Source organism: Yoonia sp. GPGPB17, assembly GCF_037892195.1.
Lineage (GTDB): Bacteria > Pseudomonadota > Alphaproteobacteria > Rhodobacterales > Rhodobacteraceae > Yoonia.
In genome coordinates, this window is sequence record NZ_JATACI010000002.1 from 770,767 (window position 1) to 788,283 (window position 17,517).

The 17,517-nt window shown below is 56.4% G+C and carries 12 protein-coding genes and 3 pseudogenes; 11 read left to right on the top strand and 4 right to left on the bottom strand.

Going from position 1 to position 17,517, the window contains the following annotated elements:
* Window positions 1-116: 116 nt before the first annotated feature.
* The 6 genes and pseudogenes from QTO30_RS04275 to phoB all read left to right on the top strand — a co-directional run bounded on the left by QTO30_RS04275 (window position 117) and on the right by phoB (window position 6,321).
* Window positions 117-1,147, top strand: a pseudogene (locus QTO30_RS04275) (substrate-binding domain-containing protein).
* 128 nt (window positions 1,148-1,275) lie between these two features.
* Window positions 1,276-2,758: pseudogene (gene pstC / locus QTO30_RS04280) on the top strand (phosphate ABC transporter permease subunit PstC).
* Window positions 2,755-4,098 (top strand): phosphate ABC transporter permease PstA, encoded by a 1,344-nt coding sequence (gene pstA / locus QTO30_RS04285; RefSeq protein WP_340422724.1) that lies wholly within the window; start codon window positions 2,755-2,757, stop codon window positions 4,096-4,098. Before pstC ends, pstA begins: the two are co-directional and overlap by 4 nt.
* A gap of 11 nt (window positions 4,099-4,109) precedes the next feature.
* A complete protein-coding gene (gene pstB / locus QTO30_RS04290) occupies window positions 4,110-4,910 on the top strand; it encodes a phosphate ABC transporter ATP-binding protein PstB (RefSeq protein WP_340422725.1) in 801 nt (266 codons plus the stop codon).
* A 12-nt stretch (window positions 4,911-4,922) separates the two neighbouring features.
* Window positions 4,923-5,630 (top strand): phosphate signaling complex protein PhoU, encoded by a 708-nt coding sequence (gene phoU / locus QTO30_RS04295; protein WP_340422727.1) that lies wholly within the window; start codon window positions 4,923-4,925, stop codon window positions 5,628-5,630.
* 4 nt (window positions 5,631-5,634) lie between these two features.
* Window positions 5,635-6,321 (top strand): phosphate regulon transcriptional regulator PhoB, encoded by a 687-nt coding sequence (gene phoB, locus QTO30_RS04300; RefSeq protein ID WP_340422729.1) that lies wholly within the window; start codon window positions 5,635-5,637, stop codon window positions 6,319-6,321.
* Here phoB and gndA read toward each other — a convergent pair.
* Window positions 6,318-7,719 (bottom strand): annotated as a pseudogene (gene gndA / locus QTO30_RS04305) (NADP-dependent phosphogluconate dehydrogenase). The gene phoB and the pseudogene gndA overlap by 4 nt on opposite strands.
* Before the next feature lie 155 nt (window positions 7,720-7,874).
* Here gndA and QTO30_RS04310 point away from each other — a divergent pair.
* Genes QTO30_RS04310 through QTO30_RS04330 form a run of 5 tightly spaced genes read left to right on the top strand, consistent with a single transcriptional unit; the run spans window position 7,875 to window position 12,964 of the window.
* Complete coding sequence (locus QTO30_RS04310) at window positions 7,875-8,843, top strand: 3-oxoacyl-[acyl-carrier-protein] synthase III C-terminal domain-containing protein (protein WP_340422731.1); 969 nt, start codon at window positions 7,875-7,877, stop codon at window positions 8,841-8,843.
* Window positions 8,843-9,829, top strand: coding sequence for an NAD-dependent epimerase/dehydratase family protein (locus tag QTO30_RS04315; RefSeq protein ID WP_340422733.1), 987 nt, complete (start codon window positions 8,843-8,845; stop codon window positions 9,827-9,829). Before QTO30_RS04310 ends, QTO30_RS04315 begins: the two co-directional genes overlap by 1 nt.
* Window positions 9,826-10,620: an MBL fold metallo-hydrolase gene (locus QTO30_RS04320; protein WP_340422735.1), complete on the top strand. Its 795-nt coding sequence runs from the start codon at window positions 9,826-9,828 to the stop codon at window positions 10,618-10,620. Before QTO30_RS04315 ends, QTO30_RS04320 begins: the two co-directional genes overlap by 4 nt.
* Window positions 10,574-11,839, top strand: coding sequence for a CoF synthetase (locus QTO30_RS04325; protein ID WP_340422736.1), 1,266 nt, complete (start codon window positions 10,574-10,576; stop codon window positions 11,837-11,839). The genes QTO30_RS04320 and QTO30_RS04325 overlap by 47 nt, the downstream gene beginning before the upstream one ends.
* A 48-nt stretch (window positions 11,840-11,887) precedes the next feature.
* Window positions 11,888-12,964, top strand: a complete 1,077-nt coding sequence (locus tag QTO30_RS04330) for an ATP-grasp domain-containing protein (protein ID WP_340422737.1) — start codon at window positions 11,888-11,890, stop codon at window positions 12,962-12,964.
* Here the strand turns inward: QTO30_RS04330 and QTO30_RS04335 are convergent.
* The 3 genes from QTO30_RS04335 to QTO30_RS04345 all read right to left on the bottom strand — a co-directional run bounded on the left by QTO30_RS04335 (window position 12,952) and on the right by QTO30_RS04345 (window position 17,504).
* Window positions 12,952-14,037, bottom strand: a complete 1,086-nt coding sequence (locus tag QTO30_RS04335; protein ID WP_340422739.1) for a GNAT family N-acetyltransferase — start codon at window positions 14,035-14,037, stop codon at window positions 12,952-12,954. The genes QTO30_RS04330 and QTO30_RS04335 overlap by 13 nt on opposite strands.
* A gap of 17 nt (window positions 14,038-14,054) precedes the next feature.
* Window positions 14,055-15,035 carry a calcium/sodium antiporter gene (locus QTO30_RS04340; protein ID WP_340422740.1) on the bottom strand — a complete coding sequence of 327 codons (981 nt, stop codon included), beginning with the start codon at window positions 15,033-15,035 and terminating at the stop codon, window positions 14,055-14,057.
* A gap of 249 nt (window positions 15,036-15,284) precedes the next feature.
* A complete protein-coding gene (locus QTO30_RS04345; protein ID WP_340422742.1) occupies window positions 15,285-17,504 on the bottom strand; it encodes a TRAP transporter permease in 2,220 nt (739 codons plus the stop codon).
* Window positions 17,505-17,517: the final 13 nt, after the last annotated feature.

Consider the following 17,517-nt stretch of genomic DNA (forward strand, 5'->3'; position numbering starts at 1 on the left):
GTGTGTCATAAAACTTTTACAATACTGTCACAAAAGCGTTGAGTGGGCCGCTTAACCGGATCGCGATGGTGGTGCGGCTCGCGCGTCACCGATGTTTGACTGACAGGAGTGATTTGATGTCTTTCATGAAACTGACCGCGACGACTGCGGCCATTGCCCTTACTGCCACAACTTCTTTTGCACGCGACAACGTGCAGGTTGCTTAAGCTCTTCAACAGTTCTGCCTTATGCATCAATCGTTGCAGAGGCTTTCGGCGACAACTTTGACTTCTCGGCACCTGTTGTCGAATCCGGCGGTTCTTCCGCTGGTCTGAAGCGTTTCTGCGAAGGTGTTGGCGAAAACACCATCGACATCGCAAACGCATCCCGCGCGATCCGCGATTCGGAAATTGAAGTATGTGCCGCAAACGGCGTGACTGACATTATCGAAGTGCGCATCGGCTATGACGGCATCGTGTTTGCATCACAAACTGACGGCCCTGCCTTCACAGCTTTTGAACCATCCGACATCTTCAATGCCCTGGCCCCAATGGTCATGGTTGATGGTGCGCTGGTTGAGAACCCACACACAATGTGGTCCGACTTTAACGCCGATCTGCCAGACGCAGAGATCCTGGCCTTCATCCCAGGTACAAAGCACGGCACACGTGAAGTGTTCGAAGAAAAAGTGATCGCAGCCGGTTGCGAAGCCACGGGTGCTTTCGAAGCCATGATGGCTGGCGGCATGTCCGAGGACGACGCTGAAGATGCGTGTTTGGCTGTTCGCACAGATGGTAAGTCTGTCGACATTGACGGCGACTACACCGAAACACTGGCGCGTATCGACGCCAACTCGAACGGTATCGGCGTGTTTGGTCTGGCGTTCTACGAGAACAACACAGACAAGCTGAAGGTTGCCACGATGTCGGGTGTTGAGCCAACAACCGAAACAATCGCAGAAGGCGTCTACCCGGTGTCACGCCCGCTGTATTTCTACGTTAAAGCAGCACACATCGGCGTGATCCCTGGCCTGCAGGAATATGCTGACTTCTTCATCTCTGACGAAGTTGCTGGCCCATCCGGTCCTCTGGCGGCCTACGGTTTGGTATCCGACCCAGAGCTGGCTGACACACAAAAGATGGTCATGGAAAACGTGACCATGAACTAAGCCGCTTGGCTTATGTCGACCCCGGCAGCGGTTGGGGTCGACCTTTCTGATTTCGGATTGCTGCAATGCGATCTATTGTTACTCAGAACCTGAGGGTTCTTTGAGATAGAGCCGCAAAGGGGCACGCAATGTCGAATACACTGATTTTGCTCGCGATTATTGGGCTAGGCGTATTTGGTTTTTTTGCTGGCCGATCACGCGCGATGGCCGTAGTGCAGCGGTGATCGACGCAACCTGCATTCTCTTCCTGCTTACTATGGCGCTAACGTTGGCCTGAACACGATTGTGCCCGCCTCCATCGTTCTTTTCATCTGGCTCGTTGCACAGCCGTTGTTCATCAATAACTCTGTATCAGGCACGATTGATCAAGAGGCAATTGCCGAAGGCAGCTCACTCAGCCTGATCATGTCCGATGTACGCCGTGTCGCCGATGGGCTGGATGTCGCGGTGAGCGAAGGCGCAATAACACCGGAAATGGCAGCGGATCCGCGCGCAGAGTTCAGCGACGTACGTGAACGTCTGGTGGAAGTAGGTGTCGCCCTCGGTTCCGGCGTGACGAGTGAAACGTTGCTCGCCGCGCAAAGCTATCGCGCGATGGCGCTGACAGGCAATTGGGTGAAGGCAATTTTGGTCTTGGTGATCTCGGTCGCAGGCCTTGGTATTTCCTGGCGCCTGATCACGCGCGATTATCGCGCGCGGAACGTTGTTGAAAAAGGCATCATGCTGGTGCTTATCGCAGCGGCCTCAATTGCGATCCTGACGACTGTTGGCATCGTGCTGTCCCTGATTTTTAACACCTATGAGTTCTTCAAGCTCTACTCAGCCTGGGACTTTTTCTTTGGCACAAACTGGTCCCCGAGCTTTTCGGGCCGCGGTGGTTCGTCTGAGTTGGGTATTCTGCCGCTCCTTTGGGGTACGCTCTATATCTCGCTTATTGCGCTTTTGGTCGCGGTTCCCATCGGGTTGTTTGCCGCGATTTATCTCTCTGAATATGCGTCCAAGTCGGTGCGCTCTATCGCGAAACCGATGTTGGAGGTGCTCGCCGGTATCCCCACGATTGTTTATGGTCTCTTCGCGCTGCTGACCGTGGGTCCGCTGCTTGTCGATGTCTTTGGCGACGGCGGTGTACTTGGGGTGAATTGGATGTCCGGCGGCACGGCTGTGATGACTGCCGGGCTGGTAATGGGCATGATGCTGATCCCTTTCGTCAGCTCATTGTCTGACGACATTATCAATGCGGTGCCGCAGGCCATGCGTGATGGATCGCTGGGCCTTGGGGCCACGCATTCGGAAACTGTGCGTCAGGTCATCATCCCGGCCGCGCTGCCCGGGATTGTCGGTGCAATCCTGCTGGCCGCATCCCGTGCGATTGGCGAGACGATGATTGTTGTTCTTGGTGCCGGTGCCGCCGCGCGTCTATCACTGAACCCGTTTGATGCGATGACGACGGTGACTGCAAAGATTGTCAGCCAGCTGACCGGCGACAGTGACTTTTCCTCACCCGTCGCGCTGGTTGCCTTTGCCCTTGGTATCAGCCTTTTTGTTGTAACCCTCGGCCTGAACATCTTTGCCCTTTACATCGTCCGTAAGTACCGGGAGCAGTACGAATGACCGACGCGACCTCATCAGATCTGCCCAAGGGAACACCGGCGACACGGGCACATGCATCTTTGTTGTCTGAAAGCCCAAGGATGAAGAAACGCAACGCCGCTGAGACCCGGTTCAAGATGTATGGCATCTTTGCCATCACCATTGGCCTCGCGTTCCTGATCTTCCTTGCGTTTTCAATCCTGCGCAACGGCATTCCGGCTTTTACGCAAACGGTTGTGAACGTTGAGTTTACACTGACACAAGAGCAGTTTGATGAGGCTGAGAGCAAGATGCTCAAGACAGCCGCCTATACTGAGATCTTTGTGAACAACATCACGGCACAGTTTCAAGAGCGCGGGCTGGACGTTGATTTTGATGGTGCCACAGTCGAACGCTTGCTTGGCAAAGTCGGTGGCGATTTGCGCAGCTTTTATCGCGAAGACCCCAGCCAGATTGGACAACCTGTAGACTTCCAATTGTCGGCTGCCAGCAGGGTTGAGCGTTACCTGCAAGGCAAACTGACGCGCGACATGGTCGTCGATGGGCGGTTCCTTGAGGTGGCTGACCTGGATGTGGTGGATGCGATGGTCGAGGTAAGCATTATCGGTACTGCGTGGGATTGGAACTTTATCACAGGGACCGATACCGGCGTGGATAACCCCGGTGGCGCAGGTATTGGTGCCTCTGTTATCGGGTCGTTCTTTATGATGGTGGTTGTGCTGCTGCTCTCGCTGCCGATTGGCGTGGCCGCTTCGATTTATCTTGAGGAGTTCGCACCCAAGAACCGCTTTACCGATCTGATTGAAGTGAACATCTCAAATCTGGCTGCCGTGCCATCGATTGTTTTTGGTATCCTTGGCCTTGCGGTGTTCATTCAATTCGCGCATCTGCCGCAATCAGCGCCGCTTGTCGGGGGGCTTGTGCTCACGCTGATGACCCTGCCAACAATCGTTATCTCGACACGGGCGTCGCTAAAATCGGTGCCGCCTTCCATCCGTGATGCGGCTCTGGGCGTCGGGGCCTCCAAGATGCAATCTGTCTTTCATCATGTGCTGCCGCTGGCCATGCCGGGTATTCTGACGGGTACGATTATTGGGCTTGCGCAGGCCTTGGGTGAAACGGCGCCGCTTTTGCTGATCGGTATGGTGGGGTATGTGGCAAGGGAATATCCCGACGGTTTGGCCTCGGGTCTGCTGGACCCAAACTCTGCGATGCCTGCACAAATCTATACCTGGGCCGCACGGTCTGACGAAGCCTTCTTTGAAAAGGCGTGGGGTGGGATTATCATCCTTTTGATCTTCCTGCTGACCATGAACATCATCGCAATCATTCTGCGCCGCAGATTTGAACGCCGTTGGTAGGAGCGCATACTATGAATGATATGATTCCAGTCGACCGAAAGTTAAGCACGATGCAAGATGTAAAGATCACCGCCCACGGCGTACAGGTTTACTATGGTGACACCCATGCCATCAAAGACGTGAACGTCGATATCGATGACAAAACGGTCACCGCTTTTATCGGTCCATCGGGGTGTGGAAAATCAACTTTCTTGCGCTGCCTCAACCGGATGAACGACACAATTGATGTTGCCCGGGTGATGGGTGATATCCGTATCGACAACGAAGATATCTATGATGCCAAGGTTGATCCGGTGCAGCTACGTGCCAAGGTTGGCATGGTGTTTCAAAAACCAAACCCGTTCCCCAAGTCGATCTATGACAATGTGGCTTACGGCCCCAAAATTCACGGGCTGGCGCGCAACAAAGAGGAGCTGGACGAGATTGTCGAGAAATCCTTGCGCAAAGCCGCGCTGTGGGACGAAGCCAAAGACCGCCTTGCCGCGCCCGGTACAGGCCTGTCGGGGGGGCAGCAGCAGCGTTTGTGCATCGCCCGCGCGATCGCGACAGCGCCTGAGGTGCTGTTGATGGACGAGCCGTGTTCCGCGCTTGACCCCATCGCGACCGCGCAAGTTGAAGAATTGATTGACGAGTTACGCCAGAGCTTTTCAGTCGTGATCGTGACGCACTCAATGCAACAGGCCGCGCGTGTCAGTCAAAAGACAGCCTTCTTTCACTTGGGCAACCTTGTTGAATACGACGACACAGACAAGATTTTCACCAACCCACAGGACCCGCGCACGGAAAGCTATATTTCCGGCCGGATCGGGTAAGGAGCAGTGGTAATGAACGAACATATTTCGTCAGCCTATGACCGCGATCTGGAGGGCATTACGACCCTGATCATGAAGATGGGCGGCCTTGTCGAAGAGGCCATTCTGAAGGCAGCAAAATCACTGGCCGATCGCGACGTTGAACTGGCCGAGGAAGTCCGCGAAGGCGACAAGGCCATTGACGCGATCGAGATCCAGATCAACGAAGAAGCTGCACGCACAATTGCGTTGCGCGCTCCTGTTTCCAAGGACTTACGCTCCGTTCTTACAGTGCTGCGTTTGGCTGCATCGCTGGAACGGATTGGTGACTATGCCAAAAATATCGCCAAACGCACCAGCGTTCTGGTGGAAATGAGCCCGGTGAACGGATCAGACGCTGCCCTGCGCCGCATGGCCCGTGAGGTTGAGCAGATGTTGAAAGACACACTTGATTCATACATTCGCGGCGATGCTGAGTTGGCCGAGGATGTGCGCCAGCGCGATCAGGAAGTCGACCAGATGTATAACGCGCTTTTCCGCGAATTCCTGACCTTCATGATGGAGGATCCGCGCAACATTACGGCCTGCATGCACTTGCATTTTATGGCCAAGAATATCGAACGCATGGGCGATTTGACCACCAATATGGCCGAACAGGTCATCTATCAGGTCACCGGTGAGATGCCAGACGAAGCACGTCCAAAGAGCGATAAAACAGCATATGTGACAAACCCGAGCTAAGAAAATGGCACAGCAACCACATGTTCTAATTGTTGAGGATGAGGCCGCGCAGCGGGAAGTTTTGGCATATAACCTTGAAGCCGAGGGGTTTCGGGTGACCCGCGCCGAGAATGGTGATGAGGGGCTCTTATGTGTTGAAGAAGATGCCCCCGATGTTATCGTTCTGGACTGGATGATGCCGAACCTGTCCGGGATCGAGGTTTGCCGCCGCCTGAAGATCAAGCATGAGACCCGCGGCATCCCGATTATCATGCTGTCGGCCCGATCTGAAGAAGTCGACAAGGTGCGTGGGCTTGAAACGGGTGCTGACGACTATGTGGTCAAACCTTATTCGGTGTCAGAACTGATGGCGCGTGTGCGCACGCAATTGCGCCGTGTGCGACCGGCCACTGTCGGACAGGTGCTGACCTTTGATGATATCGTGCTGGACGCTGAGACATATCGCGTGACGCGTGACGATACCCAGTTGAAACTGGGCCCAACCGAGTTTCGCCTTCTGTCCACATTTATGGAAAAGCCGGGCCGGGTTTGGTCACGCGATATGCTCTTGGACCGGGTATGGGGGCGCGATATCTATGTGGATACGCGCACCGTCGACGTCCATGTCGGTCGCCTGCGCAAGGTGCTGACGCAGCATGGCGGCGATGACCCCGTTCGCACGGTGCGAGGGGCAGGCTACGCGCTGGGTTAACTACCCCAGGGTCCGTGCTGGCCAGCCGCGCCGTCAATGCGCGCAAACCCATGTGCACCAAAAAAATCGCGTTGTCCCTGGATCATATTTGCCGTGCCTCGTGCCGTCCGCATCGCGTCAAAGTATGCTAAGCCGGATGACAGGGCAGGCAGCGCCAAACCGTGTAGTGCGGCTTGCGCCACGACCTGTCGCAATGCGCCGTGGGTCTCTTTCAAGGTATCGGCGAAACGCGGCGCCATCATCAGGCTGCGCTCTGGATTCTCGCGAAGGGCGGTGGCCATGTCATCCAGCATCGCTGATCTGATGATGCAACCTTCGCGCCAGACTTCGGCAATCGCAGGCAGGGGCAGGGCCCACCCAAAAGTCTGCGATGCCTGTGCAATCATGCCGAAGCCTTGGGCGTAGCAAAGGATTTTACCGGCGATCAGCGCTTCTTCCAACGTTGCAAGCGGCAGGACATCATGCGCGATGTGGCGGGGTGCCGCGCCAAAGAGCGCTTCGCCAGCGGCACGTGCGTCAAGCTGCGAGGACAGGTTGCGGGCCACAACAGCGGCTTCAATAGCCGGGATGGGAGCCGCAAGGTGCTGCGCCTCAATCACAGTCCACCGCCCGGTGCCCTTTTGGTAAGCAGCATCAACAATGACATCCAACATCGGTTGCCCGGTTTCAGGGTCCCGCGTTCCGGCAACTTTACCCGATATTTCAATCAGGTAACTGCGAAGCGGGCCCTTGTCCCATGTGGCAAAAGTGTCTGAGATGGCATCTGTGTCCATGCCCAGACCGTCACGCATGATGCCGTAAACCTCGGCGATCATCTGCATGTCGGCGTATTCGATCCCGTTGTGCACCGCCTTCACAAAGTGGCCCGCACCTTCTTCGCCCATCCATGTGGCGCAGGGCGTGTTTTTGTGTTTGGCCGATATCGCGGTTAGAATGTGCGAAACACGATCCCAATAGGCCCGTTTGCCGCCGCCCATGATTGATGGGCCAAAGCGCGCACCTTCTTCGCCACCCGATACGCCGATCCCCAGAAAAGGGCGGTCGCCAAGCGTCAGAGGCCCGGCGATTGGTGTCATGAAAATTTGCATTGCCTGCATCAATGATCATATCGTCATCATCCAGCAAAGGCCGGAGTGCTGCGATCTGTTCATCTACCGCGTCCCCGGCGGGAACCATCAGGATGATCGCACGCGGGGATTTGAGCGCGCCAACGAATTCTGCCAGAGTTTGCGTTGGTGTAATCCGCCCGGTCAAATCACCGGCATCATGATGAAACGCCTGGGTTCTCTCTACCGTGCGATTCCAGACCGCGATGTCAAAACCATTGTCGGCGATGTTCAATGCAAGGGCGGCCCCCATGGTGCCCAGGCCGATTAGCCCGATCTCTGCTGTGCTCATGTCAGGGGGTCCTTCAAATTACTGTATGGGGTTAGACATAAGCATTATCAGCTGAAATGAAAACGGGCAGGGTTGCATAAAATCAGCACGCGCCTCTTGTAATCTGACCATTCATGAGCAATGTTCATAAAAATTGATTGGAGGCTGGAATAGCCGTGGAAATTGTTGGTATTGGATCATATCTGCCCCAAGAGCTGTTGCAGTCGACGCAATGTGATGACCGCTTTGGTTGGCCAACAGGGCATGTTGCTGCCTTAACGGGGGTACGGGCGCGCCATGTCTGTGATGACAGCGAGAATCAGATCGCAATGGGCGTGGCAGCAGCAAAAGCAGCTCTGGCGGATGCAGGCGTGGATGCGCGTGACATAGGCCTGATCATTGGCGCAGCGGCTGTGCCATATCAGCCGATCCCAGCAACAGCGCCCGCCTATCAGGCTGGGTTGGGTATCGGCGATGGTGCGGCCTTTGCCTTTGATGTAAATGCCACTTGTCTGGGCTTTGTGACAGCACTTGATATGGTCGAAAACATGCTGGTGCGCGGCGGCCATACCCATGCTCTTATTGTTTCCTCCGAGGTGGCATCCCGTGCCCTGCCATGGGCGGACCACCCTGAAATTGCGGGGCTTTTTGGCGATGGGGCAGCAGCGGTGGTTGTGACTGCCGGTCCGACACCTTTGGTAACGGCCTTTGAAACACATCCAAGTGGCTTTGATAAATGCGGGATCGGGGCTGGGGGGACGCGTTTTGATTTTCGCGCTGATGCGGCCCAATTCGCCGCACACAGCCTGTTTGATATGGATGGCAAAGCGCTGTTTCGGCTGAGTGCCACTGTCTTCGTTCCTTTTGTTGATCGCCTGCTGGCCAAGGCTGGGTGGACAAAAGATGATGTCGATCTGGTGGTGCCACACCAGGCCAGCCCCGCAGCACTGCAACATATGATCCGACAATGCGGCTTCGACGCAGAACGTGTGGTCGATATCTGCGCCGATGTTGGCAATCAGATCGCGGCTTCCATTCCCTTCGCTTTGGCAACAGCCAAAGAGCGCCTTTCGCCCGGCACGAAGGTATTAATGCTGGGTACCTCGGCTGGTGTGTCCTTTGGCGGTGCCGCGGTAACATTCTGATGGCGGTTCTGGTAACAGGTGCAACGGATTTTCTAGGGTCACATCTGGCAATGGCGCTGCGGGACCGGGGCGTTGTTGTAACAGGCCGTGATCGGGGCAAGTTGGCCCGTCTGACAGCACTTGGGCTGCGCGGCTTGCCAATGGACCTGGCCTTTCACGTATCTGCGGCTGATCGTGATCGGATTGGCCCTGTAGAGGCCGTGGTGCATTGTGCGGGGCTTTCGTCGCCGTGGGGGCGTCAATCTGCATTTCAGGCCGCAAATGTCGATGCAACGCAACATCTGTTGGAACTGTCGAGGCAGTTGGGCGCAAAACGTTTTGTCTTTGTGTCAACGGCAAGTGTTTATTTCCAGTTTTGCGATCAGGATGGGCTGCGGGAGGGGGACCTTCCGCCAGAATTCGTGAACGCCTATGCGACAACGAAACATCAGGCAGAGATTGCTGTACTCGCTCATGGTGATTTGAGCCCCGTTGTGATCCGCCCCCGAGGTATCTACGGGGCAGGGGACACGACCCTATTGCCACGCTTAATGCGGGTGGCAGCACGGCGACGCATGCCGTGTTTCTCACCAGCCGGTGCCACGGATGTAACGCATGTGGATGATGTCGTTGCGGCCTGCATAGCGGCGCTGGATGCGCCGGACGACATGGGCGGTGCGATATTCAACGTGTCGGGCGGTGTGGGCGTTGCTTTACCTGACGTCATAACGGCGGCCTGTATAGCCACAGGCGTCACACCGCGCTGGCGCGATTTACCCTTTGCGCCAACCCTTGCCACTGTGCGCATGATGGAACGCCTTGCCAAGTGCATGCCGGGTTATCCCGAGCCACCAGTTACCGCCTACGCCCTTGGTATTCTGCGCTACCGTCAGACGATGAATATCGACGCGGCAAAAAAGCAGCTCAACTGGCAACCTCAGGTCAGCTTCCAGGAAGGTGTTGCGCGCACTTTCAAGGACGGCGCGCTGCGCCCAGGGGTGCTATGATCCGCCCGATTTTCACCAACACGGCATCATTTACGACGCGGGCGGGCCTGATCCTGCGCGGCGGCAAGGGCAAACTGACGCTCCCAGTGCGCTGTGGGCTGATTGTGCATCCTACGCTGGGACCGGTGTTGATTGATGCCGGGTGCGGGCCACGGTTAACGGATGACCCAAAGCGCAGTTTCGGACTGCGCCTTTACAATCGTATGCTTGGTCCAGTCATCCACCATCATACCAGCCCCATGGCCCTTTTGGCTGCACACGGGTTTGCGCCCACGGATGTGGTGCGCATTTTTGTCACTCATTTGCATGCTGACCATATTGCCTATCTTGAGGCATTCCCGAACGCGCGTTTCGTGACCGACAATGTCGGCACTGGCGGTATCAGGCACGGCGTTTTTCCTGAGCTTCTGCCAGATGATTTTGCGACCCGCCAAGAGATGCTGCGCGACAGTCCCAAGGGGGCACTGCCCTTCGCACTTGGTGACGGGTTTGATCTTTTTGACGATGGCACCGTGCTGGGCGTGCCTTTACCGGGTCATGCGCGCGGACACTACGGCCTTTGCTTCACAGGCGCGCAGCCTCTGCTTTATGCGGTAGATGCGCAATGGCTGATGCCCGGCATCATGGAAGACCGCATTCCCGGTTTCCCGGCCAACCTATTGGCGCATGATCCGGCTGCTTTACGCGACAGTGTGGCCTTGGTTCGGCGTTTCGCGCTGGCAGGCGGCATGGTCGTGCTGTGCCATGATCCAACCCCCAACCCATATGATTGGTCGCCGGGCGATGTTTGATCTGCGTCATGCGCTTTTGGCCTATTGGTCTGCACGACGTATCAGAACCCGCGCGCAGCTAGATGCCTTGCGGGGCAAACGATTGGCGCGCTGGTTGCGTGATGCGGTGCCGAAGGTGCCATTTTATCGCCAGCATAAGGGTGAGCGGCTGGAAGACTTGCCCATTGTCGATAAATCCATGTTGATGGCCGATTTTGCCGCGTTCAATACCGCCGGGGTAACGGCAGAGCAGGGTGGGCAGGCCTTTGAGACAACCCGTCAGATCGGCGATTTCATTGTCGGAGCCAGCACTGGCACCAGCGGTAACCGCGGTCTTTTCGTGATTTCTCAGGCCGAGCGGTTTCGGTGGCTGGGCACAATTCTTGCCAAGGCGCTGCCGGGTTTCTGGCGCCAAAAACACCGGGTGGCGGTTCTGCTGCCATTGAATACGCCGCTTTATGACAGCGCAAACCGGTTGCAACGCCTGAAGCTGCGTTTTTTTGATCTTGGGGCCGATTGGGAGGCTGATTTATGTGTGTTCGATCCGACCGTCGTCATAGCGCCACCAAAGGTCCTGCGACAGATCGCCGAAGGGGCGTTGCCCGTGTCACCGCAGCGGGTTTTTGCAGGGGCTGAAGCGCTGGATGATCTTGATAAGCAAGTGATCGGTGCGTTTTTCAAGCAACCTCTCGGACAGATCTATATGGCGACCGAAGGGTTGTTGGCGGTGTCCTGTGCCCAAGGTTCGTTGCACCTGTGTGAAGACACGATGCATTTTGAACTACCCGCCTTTGGTGATGATCCCAACCTGCGTGAGGTGATCATCAGCGACTTCAGCCGCGAGGTACAGATCATGGCGCGCTATCGGATGAACGATCTGATCCGTTTGGGCCCACCCTGCGCATGCGGTCTGCCGCATCGGACAGTGGCCCAGGTTGTGGGGCGCGCGGACGATTGCTTTCATCTACCCGGCGGCATGATAACGCCGGATGTTATGCGCAACGCGGTTGTAGACGCGGACCGGAAGATCACAGATTATCGGATCGTGCAAACCGATGCCGCGACAATAGAAATTACGATCCCCTTTGGGTGCGATATCCAAGCGGTCTTGCGCGCGATGCAAAAGGTTCTTGAGCGGCGGTGTGTGCAGGCAGAGGTGACAGTCTCACAGGCGCATATCCTTCCCGATATGTCGCGCAAGCTGCGGCGGGTGGAAAACCGGCATAGGCCGCATTCGTGACATATCGGGTGCTGATCACCGGGGCACGTGCGCTTAGCGGCTTTGCATATGGCGCGACTGTTGGATGAGGCTGGCCATCATGTGGTGATGGCCGACAGCCTGCGCTGGCCAATCAGTGCGGTCTCAAAAGCTTGCACCGCCTACGTCCGTTTGCCAGCAGCCAATGGACCTTTGCAGGCCTACGCGGCGGCGGTGCGCAAAGCCCTGCGGGTTCATGACATTGATCTGGTCATCCCGACCTGTGAAGAGGTCTTCCACCTTGTGCGGGCATGGGCTCAGGCAGACATGCCTGCACGCCTCTACGCCCCGGAATTTGATCTGCTGGCGGCCGCCCATAACAAATACGCATTTGTACAATTGGCCGCGTCGCTTGGGCTCAACGTGCCGCAAACATGGCAATTGACGGGGGCTAGCGATATCGCCGCCCTGACGACGCCCCTGGATGCATTGGTGTTCAAACCTGTCTGGTCGCGCTTTGCGACGCGTGTGCTGGTCCGGCCATCCTCGGTATCAATTCGACCATCTGCTGAAGACCCGTGGGTCGCGCAGCACTTTGTCGCTGGGCAGGAAGTCTGCGCCTACGCCTTGGCCTATGACGGTCGGCTTGTAGCTTGCGCGGCTTACGCGCCGATCTATCGTGCGGGCACCGGGGCAGGGATTGCCTTTGCACCAGATCATGATCCGGCCGTTGCGGATTTTGTCAGGCGGTTTGTCGAAGGTACCGGCTGGCACGGGCAGCTTTCGTTTGATTTTATCAGACAGCACGACGGCAAAATCGTTGCGATTGAGTGCAATCCCCGCGCGACAAGCGGCATCCATTTTTTTACCTCAGCAGATGACTTTGCTAGCGGACTGTTGAGTGGACAGGGTTGCCATCCGGACATCGCATATCCTCTTGCGGTGAAACTGGCGCTGGCGCTTTACGGTCCGCTGCAGAACCCCCGCGGCATCTGGCGGGATACTAAGCATTTGCAAGACGTGATTGCGTGGCCTGGCGATCCTCGCCCGTTCCGGCGCCAGATCCTTGCGACACTTGAAATGGCAGCGGTTGCGTTGCGGCATCGCATTGGTTTGACCACAGCAACGACCCATGACATCGCATGGGATGGGGATCAAAGCCCATAGCGTTGCATGATGGGAACACCCAGGCGGGTAAGTACAGATTGCACGATCCGCGTGCTGATGCGTGCAGATACGCGCAGATGTCGAACATAGACAGCTGTATATTCAATCGCTGGTACCGCGTTGCGATGGCGTTTGAATGCGGCGGCCCCTGCGCTGAGGTTATAGAAAAACCCATGATGCGCTGCCTGAGACTGCGCAATTGCATTCAACATCCGGTAAAGGCCTGTCTTTTGTGGTTTACCCGTATCATATCCCAATAACGGAACGGTCATCGTGCGCCCGTTCGTAAACATGCCCAATACACCATCCAGCGTGTCATCCGGCCCGCGTAAGCCGACAATCTGCAAAAGCCTGATTTGATGGGCCTGCGCAAGAAAACCGGGCGTATATTGGGGATTAAGGACGGTATACTTGTCGATGTAAAGCATATGATAGAGCGCGGCTGCACGGGTCCAATCCTCGGCGCTGAAGCGGTGGGCATCAACCTGGGCGTAATTGGTGTTTGCCAGCATTTTGGCATCACGCTTCATGTCCGCCGAGGGTGGTTTAGCCTGCGCCGGGTCAACCAGATAGATCTGCCGTGCAGGCAGCATCTGAAAGCCTGCCCCTTGCAGTGATGTCATGCTGTGTTGATCAGCCACCGGGTTGAGAGAGCGTATGACAATCGCCCGGTTCGGGTGCCGCTGAATCAAATCATCGCGCAGTGCTTCCGCAATGCTGTGATCTATTGATGGAACGGGGTTTGTCGAGAACAGCCAGTTGTTCGGTTGCACCTGATGGTCCAGCCCGGTGGCGCGCATCAATGGACGGCAACTTTTGATGATGCCGGTCAGTGTTTTGTGCAACACTGGATTGGCGGTGAAGTGGCGTGTCTCCTCCTGGGCATAATCAATATAGGCTGTGCTGGGACTGCAGATATAGCAGTTTGGCGGATCACTGATACTGAGTGGGAAACTGACGCTTACCACATCATACGCCAGCATTTCGATGTCAAGGTTTGTGATCAGCGCGGTGCTTGGACCCCGGCTGATGACTTTGACCAGATTTGCAACAAGCGAAGGGTCATTTGCCACATCCTTGCCCATGGGTTTTACGCAGCCATATGTGGCTGCAGATACTGCACCGCGATAAAGAGCACATAAGCTGCCATCATCACGATCCCAACAGGCTTGGTTATCTTGCCGATAATCAACATCCAGATGGCGAATACGACAGCGACAGCAACGGTCACCCACAGTTGCATGCCAAGCAACACAGGATCGACAGCTAATGGTTTGATTGCGGCCGTCAATGCGATGATTGACAGGATATTGAACGTATTTGATCCGATGATATTTCCCAGAATCAACCCAACCGACTGCTTGCGCGCCGCTGCGATACAGGTTGAAAGCTCGGGCAAGGATGTGCCGAATGCCACGACCGTGATACCGATCACGGCCTCTGGTACACCGATGGCTGTGCCGGTCTGTACCGCCCCCTTGACCAACAGTTCTGACCCTACGGCAAGCGCCGCAAGACCGCCCAGCAAGATCACGACCGCAGCTTTCATGGTGGTGATACGTGGCCCGGTTTCATCGTCGTCGTCGTCTTCCAACACGATGCTATCTGTCGTGTACTGGTAGACAACAAAGGCCACCAAAATGGCGAACATGATAAGACCAAAGACGTGGCTGAAACTATCGGTCAGCATGCCGTATGCCATGATTGCTGTTGCAAACAGCATCATGGTCAGGTCCTTTACCAGATGCCGTGGGTCTGCCGTTACCTTGAAAACAAAGGCAGTCGCACCGAGAACCAACAAGATGTTGGCCACGTTTGACCCCAGCACATTGCCCAGCGAAATCCCCGGATATCCCTGCAAGTTGGCGTTCACGGATGTGAATAACTCGGGCACCGATGTGCCGAAAGACACAATGGTGGCACCAATGAACAGCGGTGACAGGCCGGTGCGTTCTGCAACGAAAACGGCTGCATCAACCGTCCAATCCCCACCTTTGATCAGCAAATAAAGGCCAAACGCCATCGCGCCTGCGGCCAACACAAAAAGCTCGTAGGTGGTGAGTGCAATCAAAGTGTTTGTCCTGATTGATGGGCATTTTGCACAGCCGTGTGCGGGCGGGGATAGCGTATTTTGCGGCTGAGTGTAATAGCCATATCGCTACCTTCTGATCTGACAATCCTGAAACGCGGCTTTGGCCGTCCGCGTCTATGTAGCGTGTCCAGCGCGGGTTTAAAGGTATTGTGCGGGCCTCATCCAAAAAACCAAAAAGGAGCGTGGCTTTCGCCACACTCCGTTTTGTTGTTTCTAAGGTCGGGCTTGCTAGGCCGCGACTTTTGGCCGTGTCATCTGGGCCAGAAAATACAGTGCCACGGCGCCGCCGATACCAATCAGGTCGGACACCCAGCCGCCCTCGATCATGAACAGCGCCACGATCAGCAGGGCGATCCGGATCGGCCAGGCCGCCCGGTCGCCGACCCACCAGCCCTGGACGCCAGATGACAGCAGGAACACACCGAAGATGGCAGTGATCCCGGCACGGATAACTTCGAACCACGTCCCGTCCATCAAGATCGCGCCGTTGTAGAAGAACATGAACGGCACGATGAAGGCCGAGATACCGATTTTGAACGAGGCCACGGATGTCGCCATGGGGTTCGATCCTGATATGCCTGCCGCGGCATAACTGGCCAAGGCCACCGGCGGCGTGATGGCCGAAACAACCGCGAAGTAGAACACAAAGAAGTGCGCGGTCAGCATCGGAATGCCTAGCTGCACGAGGCCAGGTGCCACGACCGAGGCCGCAACCGCATAAGCCGCTGTTGTCGGCATCCCCATGCCCAGCAGGATCGCGATACACATCGCAAAGAAGAGTGCGAGCAATTGGTTGGCTTCGGCAATGTTCAAAAGCACGGATGAGAAACGCGCGCCAACGCCCGTCAGCGAGATGACACCGACAATGATCCCCGCACAGGCACAGACCGCGATGATCTGGATCGACATGATACCTGCCAGTTCAAACGCCTTGGTGACCGAGCGGATGCCCATGCGGTAAGGTGTGAACCAGCTGACGACGGCGGCGGATGCGGTAGCCAAGGTCCCAGCCCGGATGACCGAGTACCCCATGAACAGCGCGCCAATCAGGATGATGATCGGCAAAAACAGGAACACGCGGCGCACCATCTCTTTGAATTTGGGTAACTCGTCTTCTCGCATACCGCGCATGCCCAGTTTCGCCGCTTCAAAATCCACCATGAAGTAGATGGAGACGAAGTAGAGGACCGCCGGAATGATCGCCGCGATCGCGATATCTGTATAGGGAATGCCCGTAATCTCGGCCATGATGAAGGCACCAGCGCCCATGATTGGCGGCATGATTTGCCCACCAGTCGAGGCCGCGGCCTCAACCGCGCCAGAGGTCGTTGGTTTGTAGCCGACCTTTTTCATCAGTGGGATCGTGAGCGAACCCGTCGCCACGACGTTACCGGCAGATGTCCCGTTGATCATGCCCATCAGGCCAGAGGCAAAGATGGCCACTTTCGCGGGACCACCGCGTGCGCGCCCCGCACAGGCAAAGGCAAAGTTGACGAAGTAATCGCCAACTTTGGACGCCTGCAGGAAGGCCGCAAAGATAATGAACAGGATGATGTATGTGGATGACACTGCAGTTGTCGGTCCCAGAATGCCCGCATCTGTGTAGACCTGGCTGAAGAAGCGCTGCCATGTGATGTCGGGTGCGTTCAGGAAACCGGGCAACAGATCGCCAACGAACACATAAACAAGGAAAACGCCCGCGATGATGATTAGCGCCATGCCGGCAACGCGGCGGGTCAGTTCCATGATAAGTGCTGTGCCTGCGACCGCCGCAAGGCTCATGCCAATAGGGGCGAAGGCCGTGCCGGTTGAGTTCCGCATTAGCGTGCCAAAGATCGTGATGAGATACATAGCAACAGCAATGCCGCAAACGCTCAGCACCAGATCAGCGGGGGCGATGGTGCCGCGCACGCGGGGGCGGACCCAGCCCAACACGATCCCGGCAATCGTCGCTGTGATCAGCGGATAGCCGTAGTGATAGATTTCAGTGTTCCTGATACCCTCATCAATGCCGTTCCACATCACGCCGCCTTGAATGTCTGCGGCAAAGCCAAGAGCGGTATAACAGGCATAGAGGGCTGGAAGTAGAGCGGCGTAGGCCAGATAGTCCAATGGACTGTGCGGGTCAGCGTCTTTATCAGGAAAGGCGCGTGCTGAATACAGTGTGAACCCAAGGATCAACGCGCCCGCAATATGCACGATGCGGAAGTTCCATGTCTCCATGGGAAAGACGGGCAGAAAGGGGATATCAATTCCGGTCCAACCCCGGATCGACCAGCCATTGAGCGCCGCCATATGAAACAGCGCGTAGAAGGCCGAGATACCAGCGATGACCAGATACGTGCGTCCGGTAAAGATGCGGCGGTTGTGTTCGACCGGCTCGTCATCGACGCCATCGGCAAGGACCGGGCCTTCGGTCTGGTCGTCTTTTTGGGTATCGGTACTCATGGTGTGGTCCTCG